The sequence below is a fragment of the Rhodoferax sp. SPJ4 genome (assembly GCF_058216275.1).
This window is the reverse complement of record NZ_JBYZMN010000001.1, coordinates 262,199-287,461: the sequence shown is the minus strand read 5'-3', so window position 1 is coordinate 287,461 and position 25,263 is coordinate 262,199. Positions and strand designations below refer to the sequence as shown.

At 67.8% G+C, this 25,263-nt stretch carries 21 protein-coding genes; 12 read left to right on the top strand and 9 right to left on the bottom strand.

Translation table 11 applies throughout. The features are described from left to right. Nucleotides 1–19 precede the first annotated feature (19 nt). Both hemL and thiD read right to left on the bottom strand, forming a co-directional pair. On the bottom strand, nucleotides 20–1,330 hold the full coding sequence (gene hemL / locus AC4BAR_RS01310) for a glutamate-1-semialdehyde 2,1-aminomutase (protein ID WP_490626016.1): 1,311 nt from the start codon (nucleotides 1,328–1,330) through the stop codon (nucleotides 20–22). Further along, the gene (gene thiD / locus AC4BAR_RS01305) at nucleotides 1,314–2,258 is read right to left on the bottom strand and encodes a bifunctional hydroxymethylpyrimidine kinase/phosphomethylpyrimidine kinase (RefSeq protein ID WP_490626015.1); all 945 of its coding nucleotides are present in this window, start codon (nucleotides 2,256–2,258) and stop codon (nucleotides 1,314–1,316) included. Before thiD ends, hemL begins: the two co-directional genes overlap by 17 nt. 99 nt (nucleotides 2,259–2,357) lie before the next feature. Here thiD and AC4BAR_RS01300 point away from each other — a divergent pair, with 99 nt between their 5' ends. From AC4BAR_RS01300 to AC4BAR_RS01275, 6 genes are read left to right on the top strand one after another with little or no spacing between them, the layout of a single operon-like run. Further along, a complete protein-coding gene (locus AC4BAR_RS01300; protein ID WP_490626014.1) occupies nucleotides 2,358–2,531 on the top strand; it encodes a rubredoxin in 174 nt (57 codons plus the stop codon). A gap of 50 nt (nucleotides 2,532–2,581) precedes the next feature. After that, nucleotides 2,582–2,977 carry a response regulator gene (locus AC4BAR_RS01295; protein WP_490626013.1) on the top strand — a complete coding sequence of 132 codons (396 nt, stop codon included), beginning with the start codon at nucleotides 2,582–2,584 and terminating at the stop codon, nucleotides 2,975–2,977. Continuing rightward, complete coding sequence (locus AC4BAR_RS01290) at nucleotides 2,977–3,342, top strand: response regulator transcription factor (protein ID WP_490626012.1); 366 nt, start codon at nucleotides 2,977–2,979, stop codon at nucleotides 3,340–3,342. Before AC4BAR_RS01295 ends, AC4BAR_RS01290 begins: the two co-directional genes overlap by 1 nt. Before the next feature lie 11 nt (nucleotides 3,343–3,353). Continuing rightward, complete coding sequence (locus AC4BAR_RS01285) at nucleotides 3,354–3,887, top strand: chemotaxis protein CheW (RefSeq protein ID WP_490626011.1); 534 nt, start codon at nucleotides 3,354–3,356, stop codon at nucleotides 3,885–3,887. A 9-nt stretch (nucleotides 3,888–3,896) separates the two neighbouring features. Then, nucleotides 3,897–6,167: a methyl-accepting chemotaxis protein gene (locus AC4BAR_RS01280; protein WP_490626010.1), complete on the top strand. Its 2,271-nt coding sequence runs from the start codon at nucleotides 3,897–3,899 to the stop codon at nucleotides 6,165–6,167. 11 nt (nucleotides 6,168–6,178) lie between these two features. Next, nucleotides 6,179–12,022 carry a hybrid sensor histidine kinase/response regulator gene (locus tag AC4BAR_RS01275; protein WP_490626009.1) on the top strand — a complete coding sequence of 1,948 codons (5,844 nt, stop codon included), beginning with the start codon at nucleotides 6,179–6,181 and terminating at the stop codon, nucleotides 12,020–12,022. Between the two features lie 31 nt (nucleotides 12,023–12,053). Here AC4BAR_RS01275 and AC4BAR_RS01270 read toward each other — a convergent pair whose 3' ends face one another. Beyond that, nucleotides 12,054–13,526 carry a cryptochrome/photolyase family protein gene (locus AC4BAR_RS01270; protein WP_490626008.1) on the bottom strand — a complete coding sequence of 491 codons (1,473 nt, stop codon included), beginning with the start codon at nucleotides 13,524–13,526 and terminating at the stop codon, nucleotides 12,054–12,056. A gap of 21 nt (nucleotides 13,527–13,547) precedes the next feature. Between AC4BAR_RS01270 and AC4BAR_RS01265 the strand changes: the two genes are divergently transcribed. From AC4BAR_RS01265 to AC4BAR_RS01240, 6 genes are read left to right on the top strand one after another with little or no spacing between them, the layout of a single operon-like run. After that, complete coding sequence (locus tag AC4BAR_RS01265) at nucleotides 13,548–14,147, top strand: YqgE/AlgH family protein (protein WP_490626007.1); 600 nt, start codon at nucleotides 13,548–13,550, stop codon at nucleotides 14,145–14,147. Next, nucleotides 14,144–14,575, top strand: coding sequence for a Holliday junction resolvase RuvX (gene ruvX / locus AC4BAR_RS01260; RefSeq protein WP_490626006.1), 432 nt, complete (start codon nucleotides 14,144–14,146; stop codon nucleotides 14,573–14,575). Before AC4BAR_RS01265 ends, ruvX begins: the two co-directional genes overlap by 4 nt. Continuing rightward, nucleotides 14,572–15,072 (top strand): bifunctional pyr operon transcriptional regulator/uracil phosphoribosyltransferase PyrR, encoded by a 501-nt coding sequence (pyrR, locus tag AC4BAR_RS01255; RefSeq protein WP_490626005.1) that lies wholly within the window; start codon nucleotides 14,572–14,574, stop codon nucleotides 15,070–15,072. Before ruvX ends, pyrR begins: the two co-directional genes overlap by 4 nt. Then, entirely contained in the window at nucleotides 15,072–16,064 is a 993-nt protein-coding gene (locus AC4BAR_RS01250; protein ID WP_490626004.1) for an aspartate carbamoyltransferase catalytic subunit, read from the top strand. The genes pyrR and AC4BAR_RS01250 overlap by 1 nt, the downstream gene beginning before the upstream one ends. Then, the gene (locus AC4BAR_RS01245; RefSeq protein ID WP_490626003.1) at nucleotides 16,061–17,356 is read left to right on the top strand and encodes a dihydroorotase; all 1,296 of its coding nucleotides are present in this window, start codon (nucleotides 16,061–16,063) and stop codon (nucleotides 17,354–17,356) included. Before AC4BAR_RS01250 ends, AC4BAR_RS01245 begins: the two co-directional genes overlap by 4 nt. Before the next feature lie 8 nt (nucleotides 17,357–17,364). Next, nucleotides 17,365–18,156: a lysophospholipid acyltransferase family protein gene (locus AC4BAR_RS01240; protein ID WP_490626002.1), complete on the top strand. Its 792-nt coding sequence runs from the start codon at nucleotides 17,365–17,367 to the stop codon at nucleotides 18,154–18,156. Between the two features lie 59 nt (nucleotides 18,157–18,215). Here AC4BAR_RS01240 and AC4BAR_RS01235 read toward each other — a convergent pair whose 3' ends face one another. The 6 genes from AC4BAR_RS01235 to AC4BAR_RS01210 form a co-directional block, all read right to left on the bottom strand. After that, on the bottom strand, nucleotides 18,216–18,965 hold the full coding sequence (locus AC4BAR_RS01235) for a hypothetical protein (RefSeq protein WP_490626001.1): 750 nt from the start codon (nucleotides 18,963–18,965) through the stop codon (nucleotides 18,216–18,218). A gap of 133 nt (nucleotides 18,966–19,098) precedes the next feature. Further along, complete coding sequence (gene ychF, locus AC4BAR_RS01230; protein WP_490626000.1) at nucleotides 19,099–20,190, bottom strand: redox-regulated ATPase YchF; 1,092 nt, start codon at nucleotides 20,188–20,190, stop codon at nucleotides 19,099–19,101. A gap of 186 nt (nucleotides 20,191–20,376) precedes the next feature. Next, nucleotides 20,377–21,357, bottom strand: coding sequence for a lipase family alpha/beta hydrolase (locus AC4BAR_RS01225; RefSeq protein WP_490625999.1), 981 nt, complete (start codon nucleotides 21,355–21,357; stop codon nucleotides 20,377–20,379). Between the two features lie 88 nt (nucleotides 21,358–21,445). Next, nucleotides 21,446–22,393, bottom strand: a complete 948-nt coding sequence (locus AC4BAR_RS01220; RefSeq protein ID WP_490625998.1) for an MOSC domain-containing protein — start codon at nucleotides 22,391–22,393, stop codon at nucleotides 21,446–21,448. 126 nt (nucleotides 22,394–22,519) lie between these two features. Further along, nucleotides 22,520–23,599: an esterase/lipase family protein gene (locus tag AC4BAR_RS01215; protein WP_490625997.1), complete on the bottom strand. Its 1,080-nt coding sequence runs from the start codon at nucleotides 23,597–23,599 to the stop codon at nucleotides 22,520–22,522. A gap of 234 nt (nucleotides 23,600–23,833) precedes the next feature. After that, a complete protein-coding gene (locus AC4BAR_RS01210; protein ID WP_490625996.1) occupies nucleotides 23,834–24,931 on the bottom strand; it encodes a hypothetical protein in 1,098 nt (365 codons plus the stop codon). Nucleotides 24,932–25,263: the final 332 nt, after the last annotated feature.

Genomic DNA, 25,263 nt, shown 5'->3' with positions numbered 1-25,263 from the left:
AAGCCAGGGCGGGTGGAGGTCACACGGCCAGGCTGGCAAACACCTCGCGGGCTGCGGCCACGGTGTCGGCGATGTCGGCCTCGGTATGGGCCGCACTGACAAAACCGGCCTCGTACAGCGCCGGGGCGAAGTAGACGCCGCGGTCCAGCATGCCGTGGAAGAAGCGGTTGAAGCGCGGGCCGTCGGTGGTCATCACGGTGGCGTAGTTCTGCGGCAGCGCGTCCAGCAGGAAGAAGCCGAACATGCCGCCCTGGCAGTCCACCGTCAGGGTCTGGCCACTGGCCGCGGCCGCGCCTTGCAAACCGTCCACCAGTTGCCGGGTGCGTTGGCCCAGGGCCTGGTAGAAGCCGGGCTTGGACACCTCTTTCAATGTGGCCAGGCCACAGGCGGTGGCCACCGGGTTGCCACTCAGCGTGCCGGCCTGGTAAACCCCGCCCAGCGGCGCCAGCTGGCGCATCACCTCGCGCTTGGCGCCGAAAGCGGCCAGCGGCATGCCGCCGCCAATGACCTTGCCCATCACCGTCATGTCGGGCTCGAACCCGGGGATCAGGCCGGCGTAGACCGACTGCGCACCACCGAGTGCGACGCGAAAACCCGTCATCACCTCGTCAAAGGCCAGCAGCGCGCCGTGTTTCGAACACAGCTCGCGGCAGCGGGTCATGAAGGGCACGGAGGCGCGCACGAAGTTCATGTTGCCGGCAATCGGCTCGATCATCAAACAGGCGATCTCGTCGCCGTGCAGCGCAAAGGCTTCTTCCAGCTGGGCGACGTTGTTGTACTCCAGCACCAGCGTGTGCTGCACCACCTCGGGCGGCACACCGGCGCTGGTGGGGTTGCCAAAGGTGGCCAGGCCGGAGCCGGCTTTCACCAGCAGCGCGTCGGCATGGCCGTGGTAACAGCCTTCGAACTTGACCAGCTTGCTGCGGCCGGTGGCGCCGCGCGCCAGCCGGATCGCGCTCATGGCCGCTTCGGTGCCCGAACTCACCAGCCGCACCATCTCGATGGACGGCACCAGCTTCACGATGGCCTCGGCCAGTTCCACCTCGCGCTCGGTCGGTGCGCCGTAGGAAAAGCCCTCCAGCACCGCCTTCTGCACCGCCTCCACCACCGCCGGGTGGCCATGGCCCAGGATCATCGGCCCCCAGGAGCCGATGTAGTCGGTGTATTGCTGGCCGTTGGCGTCCCAGAAATAAGCCCCCTGGGCGCGCTGCACAAAGCGTGGCGTGCCGCCCACCGCCTTGAAGGCGCGCACCGGCGAGTTCACGCCGCCGGGAATCAGCGCCTGGGCGCGTTCAAAGAGTTGCTGGTTGCGGTCAGTGTTTGAGGTCATTGCGGGGAAAGTTGAGCAGCTGCAGTTCGTCGGCCGGCGCGGCCTCGCTGTCGGTGTCGTCGCCGTCGTCTTCGCCCTGGGCCCAGAACAGGCGGTCGGGCAGGATGTGGCCCATGCCGGGCCGGAAGCCGCTGTCCAGGCAGCGGTCGAGGTAGGTCAGGGCCTCGCCGGCGGCCTGGGCCAGATCGACCCCGCTGGCCACCAGCGCGGCCAGCGCACCGGACAAGGTGTCGCCGGCGCCGGAGAACACCGCCTCGAAGCGCTCGAAGTTGGCGCTGCACAGCACCGCCTGCGGCGAGGCCAGCGCGTTGTCGATGTGCTGCTCGGGCATGGGGATGCCGGTCACCAGCGTGTAGGGCGCGCCGGCCTCGGCGGCGGCGTGGGCGATGTCTTTCGCCGAGGGCGGGCGCTCGCTGCCCCAGTCGGGCAACAGCCAGCGCCACAGCGTGCTGTGGTTTCCAACCAACACCGCGGTCTGCGGCAGCATCAGCTCGCGGAAGGCGTCCAGGTAGGGGTCGATCTCGTTCTCGTCCCACCAGGACAAATTGGGCATGTAGGCCACCACCGGCACGTCGGCGTAGTCGGCCAGGATCTCGGCGATGGTGCTGACGTTCTCCGGTGTGCCGACGAAACCGACCTTGATGGCGTGCACCGCCACGTCTTCCAGAATGACGCGGGCCTGCTCGGCCACGGCCTCTTCATCAACGGCAAAGTGGTCGAAGATTTCTGCGGTGTCGCGGATGTAGCCGCCGCAGGTGACCGGCAAGGCGTGGGTACCGACCGAGGCCGAGGTGGTGATGTCGCTGCTCAGGCCGCCGGCGCCGCTGGGGTCGCTGGCGTTGAACACCAGCACACAGACCGGGCTTTCATCGTCCTGCGCATGGCCGTCCTCGGGAGGGGTTGGCGTTGAATCCGAAGGGGTCGTCATGCGCTGGGCCTGTTCACGCGGGAAGGGTGCAGGGGGCGCACGAATGGGTCGATTGGCCCCGATACAATCGTTTCATTCTATGCGAAGGCTTTGCTCAAAGTGACTGAATCAAAAACCTGGATGTGCCTGATTTGTGGCTGGATTTACGACGAGGCAACCGGTGCCGCCGAACACGGGATTGCACCCGGCACGGCCTGGGCCGATGTGCCGATGAACTGGACCTGCCCCGAGTGCGGCGCGCGCAAGGAAGACTTTGAACTGGTGCAGATTTAAGTTAGGCTGACCGGCAACCCCATCCCCGCATTGCCTGAGGAGCCCCCCACGTGAGCATCCCCCCATCGGGTCTGAAAATCCTGGTCATCGACGACAGCAACACCATTCGCCGCAGCGCCGAGATTTTCCTCAAGCAGGGGGGTCATGAGGTGGTGTTGGCCGAAGACGGTTTCGATGCGCTGGCCAAGGTCAGCGACTTCCAGCCCCATTTGATCTTCTGCGACATCCTGATGCCGCGGCTGGACGGCTACCAGACCTGCGCCATCATCAAGCGCAACCCCCATTTCGCCAGCACCCCCATCGTCATGCTCTCGTCCAAGGACGGCGTGTTCGACAAGGCGCGTGGTCGCATGGTCGGCTCCCAGGAGTACCTGACCAAGCCCTTCACCAAAGACCAGCTGTTGTTCACGGTGCGGCAATTGGGCCACACCCCAGGAGAGATGTGATGACCATCCGTAGCATTCTCGTCGTTGACGATTCCAAAACCGAGCTGCTCTACCTGTCGGACCTGCTGCAGAAAAAGGGCTTTGCGGTGCGCACCGCGGCCAATGCCACCGAGGCCATGGACCAGCTGGGGGCGGCCAAGCCCGACCTGATCCTGATGGACGTCATCATGCCGGGCCAGAACGGCTTCCAGCTGACCCGGGCCATCTCGCGCGACCCGCTGTACGCCGACCTGCCCATCATCATGTGCACCAGCAAGAACCAGGAGACCGACCGGGTCTGGGGCCTGCGCCAGGGCGCGCGGGACTACATCACCAAGCCGGTCAATGCCGACGAGCTGCTGGCCAAGATCAAGGCCCTGAGCTAAGCCGTCGCCCCATGGCCAACCGCGAAGCCCTCAGAGACCTGCAAAGCCGGCTGGCCGTCAAGCTGGAGACCGTCAAGACCACCAGCGCCGCGGCTTCCTGGCTGGCGGTGGAAACCGGTGGCCAGCGCTACCTGCTGCCGCTGCGCCAGTCGGGCGAAATCTTCCCGGTGCCGGTGTTGCAACCGGTGGCCTACACCCAGCCCTGGTTCCTGGGGGTGGCCAGCCTGCGCGGCGGCCTGTTCGGCGTGGCCGACCTGGCCCGCTTCATCGGTGCCGACGCCCCCCACACACCGCCTGCCGCCGCCGAGGCCCGGCTGGTCACGCTCAACACCTTGCTGGACGTCAACTGCGCGCTGCGCATTGAACGGCTGCTGGGCCTGCGCAGCCCCGAGTCCTTCACCGAGCAGACCGCGCCCGCCGACGACGCCCCACCCTGGTTCGGCCACCGCTACACCGATGCCGACCAGCAGGTCTGGCAGGAAATCAACCTTCAACAGCTGTGCTCTCAGGAGCGCTTTGTTCACATCAGCGCATCGCATCTTTAGAGGCTCACCATGTCCGTTGCTGCACCCGACACGACCCCGTTTCCTGGCCAGGCGGAAGCCGCCAGCCCCGACAGCGGGCTGGGCGACCGACCCAGCACCCTGATGGGTCAAAGCACCGACAGCCTGATGTCCGCCGGCGACAGCCAGTTCCCCAAGCTGGCCAGCGAAGCCACCGCCGACAGCGCGGCCGACGACCTGATTGAGCTGCCGCTGCTGGGCCGCCGCAGCATCACCCAGCACCAGCGCACGCTGACCCGGCTGTTCGTGCTGACGCTGCTGGTGCTGGGCGGCACCATCTTCTACACCCTGAGCGAGGGCAACAAGGTCAACCAGCAGATCGCCGCCAGCGGTCAGTCGCTGATGCAGTCGCAGCGCCTGGCCAAGTCGGTGTCGCAGGCCCTGGTGGGTGCGGAAAGCGCCTTCCCCGACGTGAAGGAAAGCGCCCAGGTGCTGGCCATGACCACCCGTGCGCTGAAGGATGGCAACGACGAGATCCAGGTCGCTCCGGTGGCAGGCGCCTACCAGGCTGACCTGGACAAGGTCATGCCCGCGGTGGACCGCGCCGAAAAAGGCGCCAACACCGTGCTGGCCCAGCAAAAGGTGCTGACCCAGGTCGGCGCCGCGCTGCGCAGCATCAACCGCCAGTCCGCCGACCTGTTGGAAATTGCCGAAACCGTGTCCTCGCTGAAATTGCAGCAGGGCGCACCGACGGCCGAAATCGCCGCCGCCAGCCAGCTGCAGATGCTGACCCAGCGCATCGGCAAATCGGCCAACGAGTTCCTGACCCAGGAGGGTGTCAGCCCCGAGGCGGTGTTCCTGCTCGGCAAAGACCTGAACTCCTTCAACGAACTTACCAAGGGCCTGCTGGACGGCAACGCCGACCTGCGCCTGAGCCCCACCCGCGAGCCGCAAACCCGCGAGCGGCTGGAGGCCCTGGTCAAGCTGTTCGAGCAGACCCGGGTCCAGGCCGGCTCGATTCTGGGCAACCTGCAAAGCCTGGTGGCGGCGCGCGACGCCCAGGCCACGGTGCTGGCCGACAGCGAACCGCTGCGCCAGAGCCTGCAGGTGCTGCAGGGCAAGCTGTCCAGCGAGTCCGGGCCCGGCCTGGCAGCGTTGGCGGCCTTGGCCGGGGCGGCGCTGTTTGCACTGGCCTGTGCTTTCGGCCTGGCCTATGTGCAGGTGCAGGACGGTCGCCAGCGCCAGGTCCGCGCCGAACGCGAACAGCGCGAAGCCCGCGCCCAGCAGCAGGCCGCCGAGCAACTGGAAAAAGAAGCCAAGCGCGTCAACGACGCCAACCAGGCGGCCATTCTGCGCTTGATGAACGAGTTGCAGACGGTGGCCGAGGGCGACCTGACCCACGAGGCCACGGTGACCGAAGACATCACCGGCGCCATCGCCGACTCGGTGAACTACACGGTGGAAGAACTGCGCGCCCTGGTGGGCAACGTGCAGAACACCGCCGCCCGGGTGACGCAAACCACGGCGCGGGTGGAGGCCACCTCCACCGAGCTGCTGGCCACCTCCACCGAACAGCTGCGCGAGATCCGCGAAACCGGCCAGTCGGTGCTGGACATGGCGACCCGCATCAACGACGTCTCCACCCAGGCCCAGGAATCGGCCTCGGTGGCCCGCCAGTCGCTGCTGGCCGCCGAGTCCGGTCTGAGCGCGGTGCAGAACGCCATCGGCGGCATGAACGCCATCCGCGACCAGATTCAGGAAACCTCCAAACGCATCAAGCGGCTGGGCGAGTCGTCGCAGGAGATCGGCGAAATCACCGAACTGATCTCGGACATCACCGAACAGACCAACGTGCTGGCCTTGAACGCCGCCATCCAGGCCGCCTCGGCCGGTGACGCCGGTCGCGGCTTCTCGGTGGTGGCCGAAGAAGTGCAGCGGCTGGCCGAACGCTCGGCCGACGCCGCGCGCCAGATCGCGGTGCTGGTGAAAGCCATTCAGACCGACACCCAGGACGCGGTGGCCGCCATGGAACGCTCCACCCGCGGTGTGGTCGAGGGGGCCAAGCTGTCCGACAACGCCGGTGCGGCGCTGTCGGAAATTGACGCCGTGTCACGCCGCCTGGCCGAGCTGATCGAACAGATTTCCAGCGCCACCGCCGAAGAGGCCAACTCGGCCAACGTGGTGGCCGGCAACATCCAGCACATTTTTGCGATGACCGAGCAAACCGGTGAAAGCACCCGCTCCACCGCCCAGCAGGTGCGTGACCTGGCCCGGGTGGCCGAGGAGCTGCGCCAGTCGGTCGCCCGGTTCAAGATCGTCTGACGCGGGTCCCCATGTTCACCCCTGCCGCCGACACCCCTTTGTCCACCGGACCCGACGCACACGACCTGGGCCCGCTGGCCTGGGTGCTGGACGAGCTGCGCAAGTCGCTGGACACGGCCACCAAGTCGCTGCGGCGCTTTGTGCGCGAAACCCACAGCCACGGTGCTTCCGACATCGAGGCCCTGGACCCCACCTCGCTGCGCCTGGCGCGGCAGCAGTTGCACCAGGCCGCCGGCGCGCTGACCATGGTGGGCCAGGCGGTACCGGCCATGGTGCTGGGCGCGATGGAGACCACGGTGCAGAAATGGGTGCAAGCCCCGCAGCTGTGCACCGAAGTCGCCGCCACCACCATCGAACAGGCCAGCTTTGCGCTGATCGAATACCTCGAGGGCGTGCTGGCCGGCCGGCCGGTCTCGCCGGTCGGGCTGTTCCCGCAGTACCGCGACGTGCAGGCCCTGGCCGGGGCCGACCGGGTCCACCCGGCCGACCTGTTTGCCACGCCCTGGGGCTGGGCCGACGCCAGCGCCCAATTGCCCGCCACCGCCCCCATCGCCTACAGCCCCGAGGCCAGGGCCCAGCTCGACCAGTCGGTGCTGCGCCTGGTGCGCGCCGACCCGCAGGCCGCCCGCCAGTTGTGTGAGCTGGCACTCGGCTTCGCCGCCGCCCAGCACAAGCCCGAGCCGCGCAGTTTCTGGCAACTGGCCGCCGGCATGGCCGAGGCCGTGGCCCTGGGTTTGTTGCCCATGGACGTCTACGCCAAACGCGCCGCCACCCGGCTGCTGTTGCAGTACGCCACGCTGGTGAAGGGCGACGACACGGTGTCCGATCGCCTGGCCCAGGACCTGCTGTTTTTCTGCGCCCAGTCCCAACCCGCGGCCGCCACCGACGCCCCGGTGCTGCAGGCGGTGCGCGCCGCCCACCAGGTGGCCGACACCGCCCCGGTGAACTACGCGGCGCCGGTGTTCGGCCGCTTCGACCCGACGCTGCTGATCCAGGCCCGCAAACGCATCGCCGCCGCCAAGGAGGCCTGGTCCCACCTGTCGGGGGGTGACGTGGCCAAACTGCGGCCGGTGGCCGACCAGTTCGGCCTGGTCGCCGATTCGCTGGTGCGGCTGCACCCGCCCAGCGCCAGCCTGGCCCAGACACTGACCTCGGCGATGGAAACCATCCTGCGCTCCGGTCAGCCGCCCAGCACCGAGCTGGCGATGGAAGTGGCCACCTCGGTGCTGTACCTGGAAGCCACCTTCGAAGACCTGGCCCCGCACACCACCCAGCTCACCGACCGCACCGCCCGGCTGGCCGAACGCCTGCAAGGCGTGCTGGCCGGCGGCGCCTCGCAGCCGCTGGAGCCCTGGATGGAGGAGCTGTACCGCCGCGTCAGCGACCGCCACACCATGGGCAGCGTGGTGGGCGAACTGCGCACCGCGATGTCGGAGCTGGAGGGTGCGCTCGACCAGTTTTTCCGCAACCCGCACGAAAAAGGCGGGCTGGCCCGGGTGCCAGCCCAGTTGACGCAGATGCGCGGCGTGCTGTCGGTGCTGGGCCTGGACCATGCCGGCCACGCGGTGCTGCGCATGCGCGACATGGTGGACGACATGCTGGCCACCGAGGTCGACCCGCAGCAAGCCAGCGCCCGCTTTGACCAGCTGGGCAACAACCTGGGTGCGCTGGGCTTTCTGATCGACATGCTGAACTACCAGCCCACGCTGGCCCGCAAGCTGTTTGTGTTTGACGAGGCCAGCGGCGAGCTGAAGCTGCTGATGGGACGGGCCGCCCCCGAGCACGAGACCCCGCCGCCCGCGCCAGCCGAAGCCCCGGCCGCCCTGGCCCGCGTGGCGCTGGCCACCGCCGCCCAGGCCGATGCGCCGGCCGCCACCCTCTCTGAACAACTCGGCAGCCTGGCCGCCCAGGCCAGACTGGCCGAACAACCGGCATTGGCCGCCGCCGCCCAGGCCGCGGCCCAAGCGGTGTCCGACCAGGGCGCGCAAGCCAGCGCCGCCGCGCTGCAGGAACTGGCCGCGGTGGCCGCCACCCCGCCTGCGGCCCCGGCCGCGCCGGTGGACGACGGCGTGGAAGAAGACGACCTGCGCGACATCTTTCTTGAAGAGGCCCGTGAGGTGCTGGCCCAGGGCCAGACGGCGGTGGCGGTCTTGCAAGCCAACCCGCAAGACCTGGACCAGCTGACCACGCTGCGCCGCAGCTTCCACACCCTCAAGGGCAGCTCGCGCATGGTGGGCCTGGGCGAGTTCGGCACCGCCGCCTGGCATTTGGAACAGCTGCTCAACACCTGGCTGGCCGACCAGCTGGCTGCCTCCCCGGCCTTGCTGACGGTGGCCGGCGAGAGCCTGAACGCCTTCGGCCACTGGGTCGACGCCATCGCCGCCGGCCAGGACGCCGGCTGGCAGGCCCAGCCCTTCCGTCTCAGCGCCGACGCGTTGCGCCTGCAAGGCCAGCAGCTGCCGCTGCTGGACGCGACACCGGCCGGCCAAACCGCCGGCGATGCCCCGCCCGCCGTGCCGGTGGCCGCGGCCCAATCTGGCGCGGTGCCCGACGACCTGCAGTTTGACCTGGGCGAGTTCGCACCAGCCACCGGCAGCGCGCCGCCGGCCGAGGCCCCGCCCGCCGCCACACCCGCGCTGGAACCCAGCGAAGACTTTGACCTCGACTTCGACGACGCGGTGGTCGCCCCTGACCTGGCCACCGCCGCCGAGCCGGCCGTCCTCAGCGAGCCGGATTTCGCCGCGCTGTTCGGCGAGCTGGACCTCAGCCTGCCCGCCCCTGCCGACGCCCCGCTGGTGATCGAGGACATCGACCTCGCCGGCCTGGCCGAGCTGGCGGCCGAGCCGGTGGTTTCCCTGCCACCCACGCCCGAAGCCGCCCCCGAAACCGCCCCTGAAACCATGCCTGAACCGGTGGCTGAAGTGGCTGCCGAAACGCAACCCGAGCCTGAAGAGACCGTGATGGCCGCGGCGGTTGACGACGGCCTGGACGACTTGCCGCTGCGCCAGGACGAACAGACCAAGGTCATCGACGGGCTGCGCATCAGCCTGCCGCTGTACAACGTCTACCTCAACGAGGCCGACGAGTGGTCGCGCCATTTGCTCACCGCGCTGGGCGAATGGGCGCTGGAGCTGCACCGGCCCATCCCGGCCGATGCGGTCGCCATGGCCCATTCGCTGGCCGGCAGCTCGGCCACCGTGGGTTTTGCCGCGCTCTCCGGCCTGGCCAAAACCCTGGAGCAGGCGCTGCAACACGCCCCGCCCGGCAGCCCGGGCAATGCCGCCCAGGCCCAGACCTATGTGGCGGCCGCCGAGGACATCCGGCGCCTGCTGCACCAGTTTGCCGCCGGCTTCCTGAAGGAACCCAACCCCGCCGTGCACGCGGCCCTGCGGGCGCTGGCCGAGGCCGTGCCCGCCGCCCCCGTGGCCGCGGTCGAACCCCTGCCCGACACCGCGCCGGCCGACCTGCCGGCTGTAGATGCCGCGCCGTCGGCGCTGGCCGATCGCCCCGCGCTGGAACCCCGCGCCGCCGTGCTGGACGCCGACGACGAACTGGACGCCACCGACGCGGTGGACATCGACCTCTTCCCCATCTTCGAGGAAGAGGCCATCGAGCTGCTGCCACAACTCAGCGCCGCGCTGCGCCAATGGACAGCCCGGCCCGACAACAGCAGCGCCCGCACCGAGGTGCTGCGGGTGTTGCACACGCTCAAGGGCAGTGCCCGGCTGGCCGGCGCGCTGCGCCTGGGCGAGCTGGCGCATTTGCTGGAGTCGGAAATCGAGTCGCTGGGCAGCGCCCCCGAAACCGAGGCCCTGCCGCCGCTGCTGCACCGCTTCGACACCTTGCAGGCCACCTTCGAGCAGCTGCGGGCGCAGGACGCCCAGCGCTACCAGGCCCTCAGCAGCGGCGAGCTGCCGGCCGCCGACAGCGAAGCCCTGTTGCCCGAGGCCGCGCCCCACCTGGGACCGGTCGCACCGCTGGGGGTGGAACTGCCGGCCGGTGCGGCCGCCAGCGCCCGCCAGGCCGCCTCGCACACGGTGCGAGTGCGGGCCCAGTTGCTGGAACGTTTGCTCAACCAGGCCGGCGAAATCATGCTCACCCGCACCCGCATGGCCGCGGAAATGGGCCAGCTGCGCGGTGCATTGAAAGAGCTGAGCGGCAACCTCGACCGGCTGCGCAGCCAGCTGCGCGACGTCGAGCTGCAGGCCGAAACCCAGATGGAGTCACGGCTGGCCCAGACCAAGGAGGCGCAGCAGGAATTCGACCCGCTGGAATTTGACCGCTACACCCGGGTCCAGGAACTCACCCGCATGATGGCCGAGTCGGTCAACGACGTCGGCACGGTGCAGCGCAACCTGCAACGCACGGTGGAGGTCAGCGAAGACGAGCTGGCCGCCCAGGCCCGCCAGACCCGCGAGCTGCAGCGCGACCTGCTGCGCACCCGCATGCTGGAATTTGAAGGCATCTCGGAGCGGCTGTACCGGGTGGTGCGGCAAACCTCCAAGGAAACCGGCAAACAGGTGGCGCTCGACATCGTCGGCGGCACCATCGAAATGGACCGTGCCGTGCTGGACCGCATGACGCCGGCTTTCGAGCACCTGCTGCGCAACGCGGTGGTGCATGGCATCGAGTCGCCCGAGCAGCGGCTGGCCAGCGGCAAGCCGGCCAACGGCCTGATCACCGTGCGCCTGCGCCAGGAAGGCAACGACGTCTCGGTGGAGTTCGAGGACGACGGCGCCGGCATCGACCTGGCCGCGGTGCGCCAGCGCGCCGAGGCGCTGGGACTGGCCCAGCCCGAGCACCTGGGCCAGCAGGACGCCGCGCTGCTGATTTTCCAGCCCGGCTTTTCCACCGCCCGCGAGGTCACCGAACTGGCCGGCCGCGGCATCGGCATGGACGTGGTGCGGGCCGAGGTCAACGCCCTGGGCGGCCGCATCGAAACCCACAGCCAGACCGGCCAGGGCACCCGCTTCCGGCTGGTGCTGCCACTGACCACCGCGGTGACGCAGGTGGTGATGCTGCGCATGGGCGCGCTGGCCCTGGGTGTACCGGCCGGCCTGATCGAGCTGGTGCGCCGCACCAACGCCGAAGAGCTGGCCGCGGCCTATGCCAGCGGCCAGATCGTGTTCGGTGGCGAGCAGGTGCCCTTCTTCTGGGGTGGCGCGCTGCTGCAAAGCTCGGCCCACAGCACCGAGGTGGGCAAAACCATTCCGGTGGTGGTGGTGCGAAGCGCTGGCCAGCGCGTCGCGCTGCATGTGGACGAGGTGCTGGGCAACCAGGAAGTGGTGGTGAAAAACCTCGGCGCCCAGTTGGCCCGTTTGCCCGGTTTGTCCGGCATGACGGTGCTGGCCTCGGGCACGGTGGCGCTGATCTACAACCCGGTGGCCCTGGCCACGGTCTACGGTGAGCAGGCCCGCCAGTGGATGGCCAGCATCGACACCCGCACCCCCGGCGACGCCGCGCCCGTCGTGGTACAGGCCCCGCTGGTGCTGGTGGTGGACGACTCCATCACCGTGCGCCGCGTGACCCAGCGTTTGCTGCAGCGCGAGGGCTACCGCGTGGCCCTGGCGGCCGACGGCATGCAGGCGCTGCGGGCACTGCAAGACGAGCGGCCGGTGATGGTGTTGTCCGACATCGAAATGCCACGCATGGACGGTTTCGATTTGCTGCGCGCCATCCGCAACGACGCCAGCCTGACCGGCCTGCCGGTGGTGATGATCACCTCGCGCATGGCGCAAAAGCACCGCGACCATGCCCGCGACCTGGGCGCCGACCACTACCTCGGCAAACCCTATGCCGAGGACGAGTTGCTGCGGCTGGTGAAGCGCTACAGCAGCGTGGAAAAAGTCGGCTGAACGGCCGGCAAACCCACCCCCCCAAAGGCCGTCAGTCGACGGCCTTTTTCACGACCGCGTAACGCCGCAAGGTCTCGGCCCGGGCCTCGGCATGGTCAACCAGCGGCCGCGGGTAGTCGCGGCCCAGCACCACACCGGCCGCCTGCAGGTCGATGGGCCGGGCGGTCCAGGGCGAATGCAGCGCGGTATTCGGCAGGCCGGCCAGCTGCGGCAGGTAGCGGCGGATGAACTTGCCGTCGGCGTCGAACTTCTCGCTCTGGCTGACCGGGTTGAAGATGCGGAAATAGGGCTGGGCGTCGCAGCCGCTGGAGCTGGCCCATTGCCAGCCACCGTTGTTGGCCGACAGATCAAAGTCGTTCAAATGGGTGGCAAAGTAGGCCTCCCCCCGGCGCCAGTCGATGCCAAGGTCTTTGACCAGAAAGCTGGCCACCACCATGCGCAACCGGTTGTGCATGTAGCCGGTCTGGTTGATCTGGGCCATGGCCGCGTCCACCAGCGGGTAGCCGGTGCGGCCCTCGCACCAGGCAGCGAAAAGCGCCTCGGCCTGCGGGCCCTGTTGCCACTGGATGGCGTCGTACTCGGGCTTGAAGGCGCGCTCGGTCACGTGCGGGAAATGGTGCAGGATCTGGAAATAAAAGTCCCGCCACACCAGCTCGCTGAGCCAGGTGCTGGCGCCGGCGCTGCCCTGCTGCACCCGCGCCCAGGCGGTGCGGGCCAGCTGGCGGATGGACACGGTGCCAAAACGCAGGTGCACGCTCAGGTAGCTGGGCCCCTTGATGGCCGGAAAGTCGCGGGTGTCCTGGTAGCGGTCCATGCGCTCGACGAACTCGGCCAGCAGCGCCTGACCGCCGGCCGCACCGGTGGGGATTTTCAGCTGGGCCAGGTTGGTGGGCTCGAAGCCCAATTCGGCCAGCGTGGGCACGGGCCGGCGCTCCCCCTCGGGCCGCGCCGCCAGCGCCGCCGCGTGGCGCGCCACCGGGTAGGCCTTCAGGTAAAACGGCGTGAGCTGTTTGAGCCAGTTGTTTTTGTACGGGGTGAACACGCCGTAAGGCCGGCCAGCCTGGGTCAGCACCTCGTCGCGCTCGAAGATGGTCTGGTCCTTGGTGGTGTGGAAAGCGATGCCGGTGGCGGCCAGCGCCTCCTTGACCTCGGCGTCGCGGGCCAAGGCCGGGGGCTCGTGGTCGTGGTTGGCAAACACCGCCTGCACGCCCAGCGCGCGGGCCAGCGCCGGCACGGCCTCGCGGGCCACCGCGTGGCGCACCAGCAGGCCAGCGCCCGGCTGGCCGGCCAGGGCCTGCAGCGAGCCGTCCAGGTCGACCAGCGACTCGCGGATGAATTCCACCCGGCGGTCGGCCCGCGGCAGCGCATCGAGGATGTCGCGGTCGAACACAAACACACAAAACACCTGCCGGCAGCGGCTCAGCGCCGCGTGCAAGCCAGCGTTGTCGTTGGCCCGCAGGTCGCGGCGGAACCACATCAGGCCCGTCGCCAGTTCTTTTTCCATGATCGCCCTTAAAATTCAGCCATGCCCGCCGATTCTGCCGCCATCAACCTGACGCATCATTTCCTGATCGCGATGCCCGGGCTGGAGGACGAGGCTTTCGCCCACAGCGTGGTCTATGTCTGCGAGCACACCGAGCGCGGCGCCCTGGGCCTGGTGATCAACAAGCCCAGCGACATCAAGCTGAAGAATTTGTTCGACCAGGTCGAGCTGCCCTTGCGCCGCGACGACCTCAGCGACAGCCCGGTCTACCAGGGCGGCCCGGTACAGACCGAGCGCGGTTTTGTGCTGCACGAGCCGCTGTCGCCGGTGACCACGCCGGCCACCGAATCGGCCTACGCCTCCACCATGGTGATTCCCGGCGGCCTGGAGATGACCACCTCGCGCGACGTGCTGGAAGCGCTGTCCACCGGTGCCGGCCCCAAGCGGGTGCTGGTCTCGCTGGGCTATTCGGCCTGGGGCGAAGGCCAGCTGGAATCCGAGTTGGCCGACAACAGCTGGCTGACCGTGGGCGCCGACGCCGCGGTGATCTTCGACACGCCGGTGGCCCAGCGCTACGACAAGGCGCTGGCCCTGCTGGGCCTGCAGCGCTGGATGCTGTCACCCGAGGCCGGGCACGCATGAGCGCCGCCGCGCCAGCCATTGCCAACGCCCCCGGGGTTCCCGACCACCTGCAAAGCTTTCTGGCGTTCGACTACGGGCTCAAACGCACCGGCGTGGCCAGTGGCAACCGGCTGCTGCGCAGCGCCACGCCGCAAGCCACCATCGCCGCCACGGGCGACGCCCGTTTTGCGCAGATCGAGGCCCGCATCCGCGAATGGCAGCCCGACGCGCTGGTGATCGGTGTGCCCTGCCACCCCGACGGTGCGGCCCATGAGAACACCGAGCGCGCCCGCAAGTTCGGCCGCCAGCTGCACGGCCGCTTCAAGCTGCCGGTGTTCGAGGTCGACGAGCGCTACAGCACCACCGAGGCCCTGGCCCAGGGCGCCCGCGACGCCGACGCCGCCTCGGCCTGCATCATTCTTGAACAGTTCTTGAGGACCCTGCCATGACCACCCCCTTGGCCCTGGACGCAGAGGCGCTGTATGCGGAACTGCTGAAGGGCGTGCGCACCTTGATGCGCCCCGACACCCGGCTGGTGGGCATCCATTCCGGCGGCGCCTGGCTGGCCGAGCGGCTGCAGCGCGACCTGGGCCTGCCCGGCCAGCCCGGCACCATCTCCTCGGCCATGCACCGCGACGACTTCGCCCGGCGCGGCCTGTCCGATGGCGGCCAGACCCAGCTGGGCTTTGAGGTCAATGGCGCCAACATCCTGCTGTTCGACGACGTGCTCTACACCGGCCGCACCATCCGCGCCACCCTCAACGAGCTGTTCGACTACGGCCGCCCGGCCAGCGTGAAGCTGGTGGTGCTGGTGGACCGCGGCGGCCGCGAGCTGCCCATCCAGGCCGACCTGGCGGCCGCCACCATGCCGCTGCCGGCCGGCCAGTCGCTGGACCTGGCGCGCGACGCCGACGGCCGTTTCAGCCTGCAGCTGCGAGACATCTGATGCTCTACAAACGCAACCCCCAACTCAACAAGCACGGCGAGCTGGTTCACCTGCTCTCCATCGAAGGCCTGCCCAAGGACATCCTGACCCACATCCTGGACACCGCGGCCAACTTCGTCAGCGTCAGCGACCGCGAGGTCAAAAAGGTGCCGCTGCTGCGCGGCAAAAGCGTGTTCAACCTGTTCTTCGAAAACAGCACCCGCACCCGCACCACCTTCGAGATTGCCGCCACCCGGCTCAGCGCCGACGTCATCAACCTGGACATCGCGCGCAGCTCGGCCAGCAAGGGCGAGTCGCTGCTGGACACGATTGCCAACCTCAGCGCCATGGCTGCCGACCTGTTCGTCGTGCGCCACAGCGAATCGGGCGCCCCCTACCTGATCGCCCAGCATGTGGCCCCCCATGTGCACGTGATCAACGCCGGTGACGGCCGCCACGCCCACCCCACCCAGGGCCTGCTGGACATGTACACCATCCGGCACTACAAAAAAGACTTTTCCAACCTCACCGTGGCCATCGTCGGCGACGTGTTGCATTCGCGGGTGGCCCGCTCCGACATCCATGCACTGACCACTTTGGGCTGCGCCGAGGTGCGGGTGGTCGGCCCCAAGACCCTGGTGCCCAGCGACATGGCACAGATGGGTGTGCGGGTCTGCCACACGCTGGAAGAAGGCATCAAAGGTTGTGATGTCATCATCATGCTGCGGCTGCAGAACGAGCGCATGAGCGGCGCGCTGCTGCCCTCGGCCCAAGAATTCTTCAAGCGCTTCGGCCTGACGCCGGAGAAACTGCAACTCGCCAAACCCGATGCCATCGTGATGCACCCGGGGCCCATCAACCGCGGCGTGGAGATCGACTCGGCGGTGGTCGACGGCCAGCAAAGCGTGATCCTGCCCCAGGTGACCTTCGGCATCGCGGTGCGCATGGCGGTGATGGGCATCGTGGCCGGCAATGCCGGCAACCCGCCGGTGGGCGCGGAGGTCACCCCATGAAAGTGCTGATCAAGGGCGGCCGGGTCATCGACCCCGCTTCCGGTTTCGACGCCGTGTGCGACCTGGCGCTGGCCGCCGGCCGCATCTTCGCCATCCAGCAAATCCCCGAGGGCTTTGTGCCCAACCGCACCATAGACGCCAGCGGCTGCGTGGTCGCGCCCGGCCTGGTGGACCTGGCGGCCCGGCTGCGCGAGCCCGGCCATGAACACGCCGGCATGCTGGAAAGCGAGATGGCCGCCGCGGTGGCCGGTGGCGTGACCAGCCTGGTCTGCCCGCCCGACACCCACCCGGTGCTGGACCAGCCCGGTCTGGTGGAAATGCTCAAGTTCCGCGCCGAAAAACTGCACCAGGCGCGGCTGTTCCCACTCGGCGCACTGACCCGCAAACTGCGCGGCGAAGAACTCACCGACATGGGCGAGCTCACGGAAGCCGGCTGTGTGGGTTTCAGCCAGGCCGAGGTGCCGCTGAGCAACACCCAGGTGACGCAGCGCGCGATGCAGTACGCCAGCACCTTTGGCTACACCGTGTGGCTGCGGCCGCAAGAAGTCTTCCTGGGCAAGGGCGTGGCCGCCAGCGGCCCGCTGGCCACCCGGCTGGGCCTGTCCGGCGTGCCGGTGGCGGCCGAAACCATTGCGCTGCACACCATTTTCGAGCTGATGAAAGCCACCGGCGCCCGGGTCCACCTGTGTCGCCTCAGCAGTGCCGCCGGCGTGGCCCTGGTGCGCCAGGCCAAGGCCGAGGGCCTGCCGGTGACCTGCGACGTGAGCATCAACTCGCTGCTGCTGACCGACGCCGACATCGGCTATTTCGACAGCCGGGCCCGGCTCAACCCGCCGCTGCGCCAGCAGCGTGACCGCGACGCCCTGCAGGCCGCGCTGGCCGACGGCACCATCGACGCGCTGGTGTCCGACCACACGCCGGTGGACGAAGACGCCAAGACCCTGCCCTTTGCCGAAGCCGAGCCCGGTGCCACCGGGCTGGAGCTGTTGCTGAGCCTGGCGCTCAAGTGGGCCGACGCCTCCACCACCGAGGGCCTGCACAAGGCCTTGCGGGTGCTGACCGTCGCCCCGGCCCGGGTGCTGGGCGAGTCCCTGGGCACCTTGCAGGCCAGCGCCGGCCGGCTGACGCCCGGCGGCATGGCCGACCTGTGCATCTTCGACCCGCGCGCCGAGTGGACAGTGACGCCGGCCGCGCTGCGCAGCCAGGGCAAGCACACCCCCTTTGGCGGCTACCAGCTGCCGGGCCGGGTGCGCTGCACCCTGGTGGGTGGCCACGTGGCCTTCGAGCGCTAAAGCCCGCCATGCAACCCACACCGGCGGCGGTGACCGCCCGGCCACCGATCTCGCGCTCGCCCCTGCGGGTGGCCCGCGCGCTGTGGCGTTTGCTGCGGGTGGGGCTGCACATCGGCCGGGGGCTGTGGACCATCAAGGTGCGCTTCCCCCAACTCACGCCGGTGGAAGAGCACCGCGAGGTGACGGCCTGGGCCCGGGCCCTGCTGGGCCATTTGGGCATCTCGCTGCAGGTGCATGGCCAGCCGGTAGAAACCGGGCCGGTGCTGCTGGCGGCCAACCACATCTCCTGGCTGGACATCGCGGTGGTGCATGCGGCACGCTACTGCCGCTTTGTGTCCAAGTCCGACGTCAAACACTGGCCGTTGATCGGCACCCTGGCCACCGCCGCCGGCACCTTGTATATCGAGCGTGAATCGCGCCGCGACGCGATGCGGGTGGTGCACCACATGACCGAGCGGCTGCAAGCCGGCGACGTGGTGGCGGTGTTCCCCGAGGGCACCACCAGCGACGGCATCACGCTGCTGCCCTTCCACGCCAACCTGTTGCAAGCAGCCATCTCGGCCCAGGCGCCGGTGCAGCCGGTGGCACTGCAGTTCACCGACAGTGCCACTGGCGCGCTGTCGCTGGCGCCCTGCTACATCGGCGACGACACGCTGGTGGTCTCGCTGTGGCGCACGCTCACGGCACCGGCCATCACCGCCCAGGTTTGGTTTGGCCAGCCCCAGCAGGCCGAGGGCCGCGACCGCCGGCAATGGGCAACCGACCTGCAGGCCGCGGTGGCCGCGCTGCGCCAGGGTTGAAAAACACCCGACCATGAAAAAAGGGGCCCGAGGGCCCCTTTGTCGTGTGGCGCCGGCGCTCAGAGGGGCGAGGCCAGACCCTGGGTCACCGAAGTCAGCAGCTGGGTGGGCAAGGCCGAGGCAATCGCCAGCGGGCCGGTGGAACCCATCAAGACATCGAGCGGCACCAGATCGGACAGCGCAGGCAGGGGTGGCAGTGCGGGCAAGCCACCGGCCGACTCACCGCCAGGAAGGGCCGGGGCGGCGCTGAGCAGGCCCGACAGGCTGCCCAGGTCACCGGCCGCCGGCAGGGCGTCCGCGCCGGGCAGAGCCGATTGGGAGGTCACGGGGTTGGCAGCCGACAGGCCACCCAGCAAACCAGCGAAGCCGCCCAATTCGGGCAGACCGGGCGCGGCGGGCAGGCCGGGCAAGGTGCCGGCATCGGCACCGGAGGGCAGGGGCAACCCACCCATGGCTGGCAAACCGCCGCTCAGCAAAGAAGTCAGCAGTTCGGTGCTGGGCAGGCCGGCAAGCAGGCCGCTCAACGCGTCCAGGCCGGGCAATGCCGAGGCGGCACCGCCCGCGTCAGCGGCGCCAGGCAGCGCAGGCAGGCCACCGCCGCCCAGGGCACCGGTCAAGCTGCCCAGGTCAGGCAGGCCGGGCAGGCCCGCGTCCGCACCTGGCAACGAAGGCACGCCGGGCAGGGTGGGCACCCCCCCCGTCAGCAGGCCGCCACCGTTGGCCACCAAGCCACCCAGGGCACCCAAGGGCCCCAGATCGTCGCTGGAGGAGGTGTACACATCGGGCTGGGAAGTCGGGGAGGAACTCATGTCGGGCGCTCTTGTCTTGAGTGAAGGGAGCAACCACTCTAGTTCAAAAGTATCGGTTTTTGATGAAGAGGCCCAATCCCCATGCCCGAACCATGTTGTAACACTCTTTGTGACAGCGAAGGCGGGATGTGAGTTAGGCGCTGAACAGGAAGTTCATCACATCGCCGTCCTTGACGATGTATTCCTTGCCTTCGCTGCGCATCTTGCCGGCATCTTTGGCGCCCTGCTCACCTTTGTACGCGATGTAGTCGTCAAAAGCGATGGTTTGCGCACGGATGTAGCCCTTCTCGAAATCGGTGTGGATCGCACCCGCCGCCTGCGGCCCGGTGTCGCCGACATGGATGGTCCAGGCCCGCACTTCCTTCACGCCAGCGGTGAAATAGGTTTGCAGGCCCAGCAGCTTGAAAGCAGAACGCACCAAGCGGTTCAGACCCGGCTCGGCCTGACCCAGTTCTTGCAGAAACATCTGCCGGTCTTCGTCGCTCATCTCAGACATTTCGGCTTCCAGCTTGGCACAGATGGCCACCACCGGCGCATGCTGCGCTTCGGCAAAGGCCTTCAGGCGGTCCAGTAGCGGGTTGTTCTCAAAGCCGTCTTCGGCCACGTTGGCCACGAACATCGCCGGCTTGGCGGTGATCAGGAAAAATTGCTGCAGCAGCGGCCGCTCTTCCTTGCTGAAGTCGATGGTTCGAACCGGTTTGGTGTCGTTCAGCGCGGTCTGGCATTTCTCCAGAATCGCCACCAGCTTGATGGATTCCTTGTCGCCCGAGCGCGCTGTTTTGGTGACCCGGTGAAGGGCTTTTTCAACCGCAGCCAGATCGGCCAGGCACAGCTCGGTCTGGATGACCTCGATGTCGGAAATCGGGTCGACCTTGCCGGCCACGTGGATCACGTTGGGGTCTTCAAAGCAGCGCACCACGTTGACGATGGCGTCGGTCTCGCGGATGTGCGCCAAAAACTTGTTGCCCAAGCCTTCGCCGGTGCTGGCACCGGCCACCAGGCCGGCGATGTCGACGAACTCCACAATGGCCGGCACCACCCGCTCGGGCTTGACGATGGCCGAGAGCTGGGCGAGCCGCGGGTCGGGCACCTCCACCACGCCCACATTGGGCTCGATGGTGCAAAAGGGGTAGTTCTCAGCCGCGATGCCGGCTTTCGTCAGCGCGTTGAACAGGGTGGATTTGCCAACGTTGGGCAGGCCAACGATGCCGCATTTCAAACTCATGGGAAGACTCCGGAACAGGTCGGCTAGTGTAAGTCAGGGCCTTGTGGCAACCAGCCCAGCCCGCCGACGGCCCGGTCCTGGGGACGGTGGTCCCTTGGCGGTCGTCCAGACCGGAAAGAAAAAAGCCGCTGGGGTGGGCCAGCGGCTGGGGGCTTGCCCTCGAAAGGGCAAAACAGAATCAGGCGCTCAGCGCGCGTAGGACTTGAGCGCAGGCTCGGCGTTCACCGCCGGGCTGAGCAGAATGCCGGGGCCGAAGCTGAAGCCGGCCATGCTGCCAAAGTTGATGGCAAACATCAGCGGGTCCACGCCGGGCATGAAGGGCTTGAAACAGACCGACAGGGGAATGCGCTTGGGATCGGCCGGACCGTCGTGGATGATGGCGTCCATGGCCAGCGCGTGAAACACCGCGTCCGAAGTACCAGCCAGCAGGTGGTCGGCGGTGTTCAGCGGGCAGACGTCCTGGCTGGCGATGCTGCGCACCTGCTTGGGGTCGACGCCAGGGCCGGCACGCAGGCTGGAGGTGCCGCTGGTGTCGAAGTTGGGGATCGCCACGTCGTCGGTGCGGGTGTAGAGCGCGGTGTAGGAGATGCCGGGGACGGTTTCAAAGTCCTTGTTCAGCGCGGTCATCCAGGCCGAGCCGGTGCGCAGCTGCCAGATGGCCGGGGCGCAATTGCCCTTGGCGCAGACCAGGTTGGCTTCCAGCGTGCCGTGGTTGACACCGGCCAGCGAGATCACGTCGTCGATCATCGGGCGAATGTCCGGCCAGAACTTGATCGACCAGCGCGGCAGGGCGCCGCCCATGCTGAAGCCGACGATTTGCACCTTGCGGTTGCCGGCCTTGGCATAGGTGGTGCGCACCGCGTGGGTCACGTATTCGGAGCCGATCTGCAGTTCCGACGAACCCAGCACCGGGATGTCGACCGCGCAATACGGGATGTTGGCCCGCTCCAGGAAGGGAATCCAGTTCCAGCCGTAGTTGCTCTTGACGGTCTGACCGGCACCGGCCACCAGCAGCACCGGGCTGCGGGTGGCGCGTTCGATGCCGCCACTGCAATGGATGCGCTCGTTGAGCGTCTGCTCCGGCGTTTCCAGCGGAAGGGGGGCGGCTTGAACAGCGGACAACCACAGCGCGCCGGTCAACGCGAACAAGGAGGCAAGGGTTTTCATGGTGGGTTCCCGGAGCATGGCGAATGCCAAAGCATTAACCATCTTACTCACGGGTCAATTTTATGACCACAGGGTAAACCAAAGGAACTCATCCTGGCCCCAACCCTGGCAAGGGGTCAAACCCGTAGCAGCCCTGTACCGGCTGTCCCACCCGCAGCCGGGTGGGACCAGGGCCCACCACGATGGCGTTCATGCCCCAGGTCAGCGCGCCCTGCATCCGGGTGTCGGCCCGGGACCGCATCAGCTGCGCCGTGACCGCGGGTGAGCGCTGGCCGGTGGCGGGGTTGATGTCGGGAATGCCGCAGCGCACACAGGGCTTGACCAGTTTCAGGCGGCTGCCGCCCTCGGTGTCAGGAAAGCTCAACCAGCTGATGTGGTCTTCGTCATGGGCGGGCACGCCGGCCAGTACCAGGTTGGGCCGGAACCGGTCCATGCCCACCGCGGCCTCGCCGGCGGCGGCCAGCCCTTGGTTCAACGCCTCCAGCGCGGCCACACTGCTCACCAGCACCGGGAAGCCATCGGCAAAGCGCGTCGAGGCCTCGGGGAAACCCGCCGTCCAGGTCGGGTTGCAAGGCCGGCGCCGCTGGTCATCGAAGCGCACCAGCCGCAAGGCCCCGTAGCGTCGCTGGAAATCCCCGGGCCCGTGGTCATGCCCCTGCGACAGCGCCTCGGTGAACCAATGCCCGGCCGCCGCCCCCATGTCCCAGGCCCCCACCGCGTCGTCCCAAACCCGCACCCGGACCGCGGGCCCGGTGGCCGCCAGTGGCACCGACAGCGGTGGCATGCCGGGCGCGTGCAAGTGCATCGCGTCGGGCCCCAGTTCGGGCCGCACCAGCGCCATCCGGGGCAGTTCTCGCTGCGAGACAAACTCGCCGCGCGCGTCAACCACCATCCAGGCCCGGTCCAGCGCCAAACCGGTGGGCCTCAGGACCGCACTGTCCAGCGCCAGGCCGGCACAGGATTTGATGGGGTAAACAAACAGCTGGGCGATGGTGGCCTCAAGGTCCACCAGGCCATCGTCGGGGGTTGGGGTCATGGCGCGCAATCAGGCTCGAAAGCCCAGGATGCTACCCGCGCCCAGATACCGCCGGCCCATAAAAAAACCGGGGCAAGCCCCGGTGGGTGCCGCACCGCGAACGGTGGCGACCAAAAAAATATCAGCTCAGCAACCGCCGGTGGCGTAGCACTTCAGTTCGGGCTCGGTGGCCGCCTTGGGAGCGAAGGCGATCGAATTGGCGAAAGACGTCATCATCTTGCCGGCAAAGTCGAGCGGGAAGCTGGTCATGTTGACGCCAGGCATCACCGGCTGCAAACACAGACCCAGGCCCTGGGCCTTGACGCGCGACGCCTTGGCCGTGCCAGGGTTGCGCAAGGCGTCCAGCACCAAGGCATAGGTCACCGGATCGGACGAGCCCAGAATGAAGTGGTCGGCCGTGTTCAGCGGACAGATGTCCTGGGTGGCGATGTTGACGCGGTTGCCGTTGCCCGTGCGCAGCGGGGACACGCCGATCTCTTCACTGACCGCGGGAACGGCGATGTCGTCGGTCCGGGTGTAGATGGTGGTGTAGTCGATGCCGGCAAAGGTTTCCCCGCCATCGTTCAGCGCCGCCAGCCACTTCGAGCCGACCTTGATTTGCTGCAGCGAGGTGGCGCAGGGCGTGGCGCAGACGCCGTTCAATTCGATCAGCCCATGGTTGGACGGGGCCAGAGCGATCAGCTCTTCCACCATGCCACGGGTTTCAGGGAAATACTTGAGCGACCAGCGCGGCATCGCACCGCCCTGACTGAAACCCACGATGGCGATCTTGGTCTGCGTGATGCCAAACATCTTGCGGATGGCATGGGTGATGTATTCGGACGAATTTTGCAGTTCGTTGGTGTTGTTGAACGGCAAGGTCACTGCACACCAGGGCTGACCGATCTTGTCGAACGCGGGAATGTAGCTCCAGCTGTACTCCGATGCCGGGGTCTGCGTGGCGCCTGGCACCAACAACACGGCGCGGCCGGCGTTGGGGCCGAAGTTGCCGCTGCAGGTGAGTGCGGCCTCCAGCAAATTGGGGTCGGTTTCCAGCGCGCGCGGCGCGGGTGTCGCCGGGGTGGTGGGCGCAGCCGCAGCCACCGTGACCGAGGCTGCCGTCGTCTTGCTGGAACCGGCCGTGGGTGCACCCCCGCCGTCACCACCACCACCGCAGGCCACCAACACCACACCGGCCACCAAAGCAAGGGCTGAATGTTTCAACATAACGAATCCTTAAGTTTTAAAAATAGTCCGACCGTTGGCAATTTTTCCATCATTGGTATTATTTTTTCTCGCGGGTTTATCCCTGAATCCAGCGAAATATCTGGGCAATTTCTGACAAATCGATGCCAATCTTGCCAGCTCACCGTGTCACGCTGGAGGGCCTTTGCGATCCAAAAAACCAGCCTTGTGGGGCTGGTTTTGGTGGCAATGGCGAGCCTCACTCGCGGTGAGGCATCACTTGGCGTAGTCGCGCAAGGCCGGCTCAGTGGTGCTCTTGGGCATCAGGCTGACCGAAGTGGCAAAGGTGAACATGGTCTTGGTGGCAAAGTTCAGCGGCAGCGTGCTCAGCTCCACGCCGGGAGCGGCCAGTTGCAAACACAGGTTCAGGCCCTGGGCTTTGACCCGCGCGGTGCTGGCCGGGCCGCTGTGCTGCAGGGCGTCCAGCGCGATCGCGAAAGGTACGGCGTCGTAGGAAATGGCCTGGAAATGGTCGGCGGTGTTGAGCGGGCAGACATCCTGGGTGGCGATGTTGGCGCGGGCACCGCCACCGGTGCGCAGGCTGGACACGCCGCTGGCCTCGTCAAAGTTGGGCACGGCCACGTCGTCGGTGCGGGTGTAGACCGAGGTGTAGTCAATGCCAGCAAAGGTTTCGCCACCGGCGTTCAGGGCGTCGATCCACTTGGCCCCCACCGCGATCTGGGTGAACGAGGTGATGCAACCCACCGCCGGCGTGGCGCACAACAGGTTGGTTTCAATCAGGCCGTGGTGTGAGGCGGCCACACCGATGTAGTCCTCCACCATGGCCCGGGTGTCAGGGAAGTACTTCAGCGGCCAGCGGCCCAGCGCACCGCCCTGGCTGAAGGAGATGATGGCGATTTTGGTCTTCGTCGTGTCGTGCATCTTGCGGATCGCATAGGTCACGTACTCGGACGCATTCTGCAACTCGCCGGTGTTCTTCAGCGGCAGTTCCACCGAACACCAGGGAATGCCCAGCCGGTCCAGCGACGGGATGTAGGTCCAGCTCAGTTCGCTTTCGGGCGTCATGGTGGCGGCCGGAATCAGCAGCACCGCACGGCCGCTGTCCTTGCCAAAGCCACCGCTGCAGCGCAACGCCGACAGCAGCTGGTTCTCGTCATTCAACAGGCCGGCCATCAGCGGCTTGCCGGACGGGCTGGCGGCGGGGGTGGCCACCTCGGTCGGGGTGCTCTCCACCGAGGCCGCCGCGGTCACCGTGGCCTTGGACGACACGGCGGCGGAGGTGGCATCGCCGCCACCGCCGCAGGCAGACAGCAGCAGGCCGACGGTCAATGCGCAAAGGGTCATTCTCAACATGGCAAAGCCTTTCAGGTAAATAAAAACAAAGGGTTGCTCACAAGCCTTGGAAACAGGCCATTACCGCCACTTGTGAGCACTTTTTCAGTACATTGAAACGGTCACGTACCGCCTACCGCAAGTTGCATGCGCGCTTGTGCCAACTGGCGTCAACTCACCCCGGAATGGCGAGAAACCCCCGGCCCCCAACGCCGCACCGTGCGGTTTGTCACGAACCGGCGTCCGAACTGTCGCCGCGACGACCATCGGGTCGGTTCGGCCAAGCACCCCAGCGAGGGGCGCGGCCCGGAAAGCCGTCCGCGGGCACCAGCATGGCGCCCGCACCGGCACCA

Coding starts and splice junctions, on each gene's coding strand:
- AC4BAR_RS01290 (WP_490626012.1), top strand. CDS start 2,977: ATGACCATCCGTAGCATTCTCGTCGTTGACGATTCCAAAACCGAGCTG.
- AC4BAR_RS01235 (WP_490626001.1), bottom strand. CDS start 18,965: ATGAGTTCCTCCCCGACTTCCCAGCCCGATGTGTACACCTCCTCCAGC.
- pyrR (WP_490626005.1), top strand. CDS start 14,572: ATGACCACCCCCTTGGCCCTGGACGCAGAGGCGCTGTATGCGGAACTG.
- AC4BAR_RS01275 (WP_490626009.1), top strand. CDS start 6,179: ATGTTCACCCCTGCCGCCGACACCCCTTTGTCCACCGGACCCGACGCA.
- thiD (WP_490626015.1), bottom strand. CDS start 2,258: ATGACGACCCCTTCGGATTCAACGCCAACCCCTCCCGAGGACGGCCAT.
- ychF (WP_490626000.1), bottom strand. CDS start 20,190: ATGAGTTTGAAATGCGGCATCGTTGGCCTGCCCAACGTTGGCAAATCC.
- AC4BAR_RS01270 (WP_490626008.1), bottom strand. CDS start 13,526: ATGGAAAAAGAACTGGCGACGGGCCTGATGTGGTTCCGCCGCGACCTG.
- AC4BAR_RS01285 (WP_490626011.1), top strand. CDS start 3,354: ATGGCCAACCGCGAAGCCCTCAGAGACCTGCAAAGCCGGCTGGCCGTC.
- AC4BAR_RS01280 (WP_490626010.1), top strand. CDS start 3,897: ATGTCCGTTGCTGCACCCGACACGACCCCGTTTCCTGGCCAGGCGGAA.
- ruvX (WP_490626006.1), top strand. CDS start 14,144: ATGAGCGCCGCCGCGCCAGCCATTGCCAACGCCCCCGGGGTTCCCGAC.
- AC4BAR_RS01225 (WP_490625999.1), bottom strand. CDS start 21,357: ATGAAAACCCTTGCCTCCTTGTTCGCGTTGACCGGCGCGCTGTGGTTG.
- AC4BAR_RS01220 (WP_490625998.1), bottom strand. CDS start 22,393: ATGACCCCAACCCCCGACGATGGCCTGGTGGACCTTGAGGCCACCATC.
- AC4BAR_RS01245 (WP_490626003.1), top strand. CDS start 16,061: ATGAAAGTGCTGATCAAGGGCGGCCGGGTCATCGACCCCGCTTCCGGT.
- AC4BAR_RS01240 (WP_490626002.1), top strand. CDS start 17,365: ATGCAACCCACACCGGCGGCGGTGACCGCCCGGCCACCGATCTCGCGC.
- AC4BAR_RS01265 (WP_490626007.1), top strand. CDS start 13,548: ATGCCCGCCGATTCTGCCGCCATCAACCTGACGCATCATTTCCTGATC.
- AC4BAR_RS01210 (WP_490625996.1), bottom strand. CDS start 24,931: ATGTTGAGAATGACCCTTTGCGCATTGACCGTCGGCCTGCTGCTGTCT.
- hemL (WP_490626016.1), bottom strand. CDS start 1,330: ATGACCTCAAACACTGACCGCAACCAGCAACTCTTTGAACGCGCCCAG.
- AC4BAR_RS01250 (WP_490626004.1), top strand. CDS start 15,072: ATGCTCTACAAACGCAACCCCCAACTCAACAAGCACGGCGAGCTGGTT.
- AC4BAR_RS01215 (WP_490625997.1), bottom strand. CDS start 23,599: ATGTTGAAACATTCAGCCCTTGCTTTGGTGGCCGGTGTGGTGTTGGTG.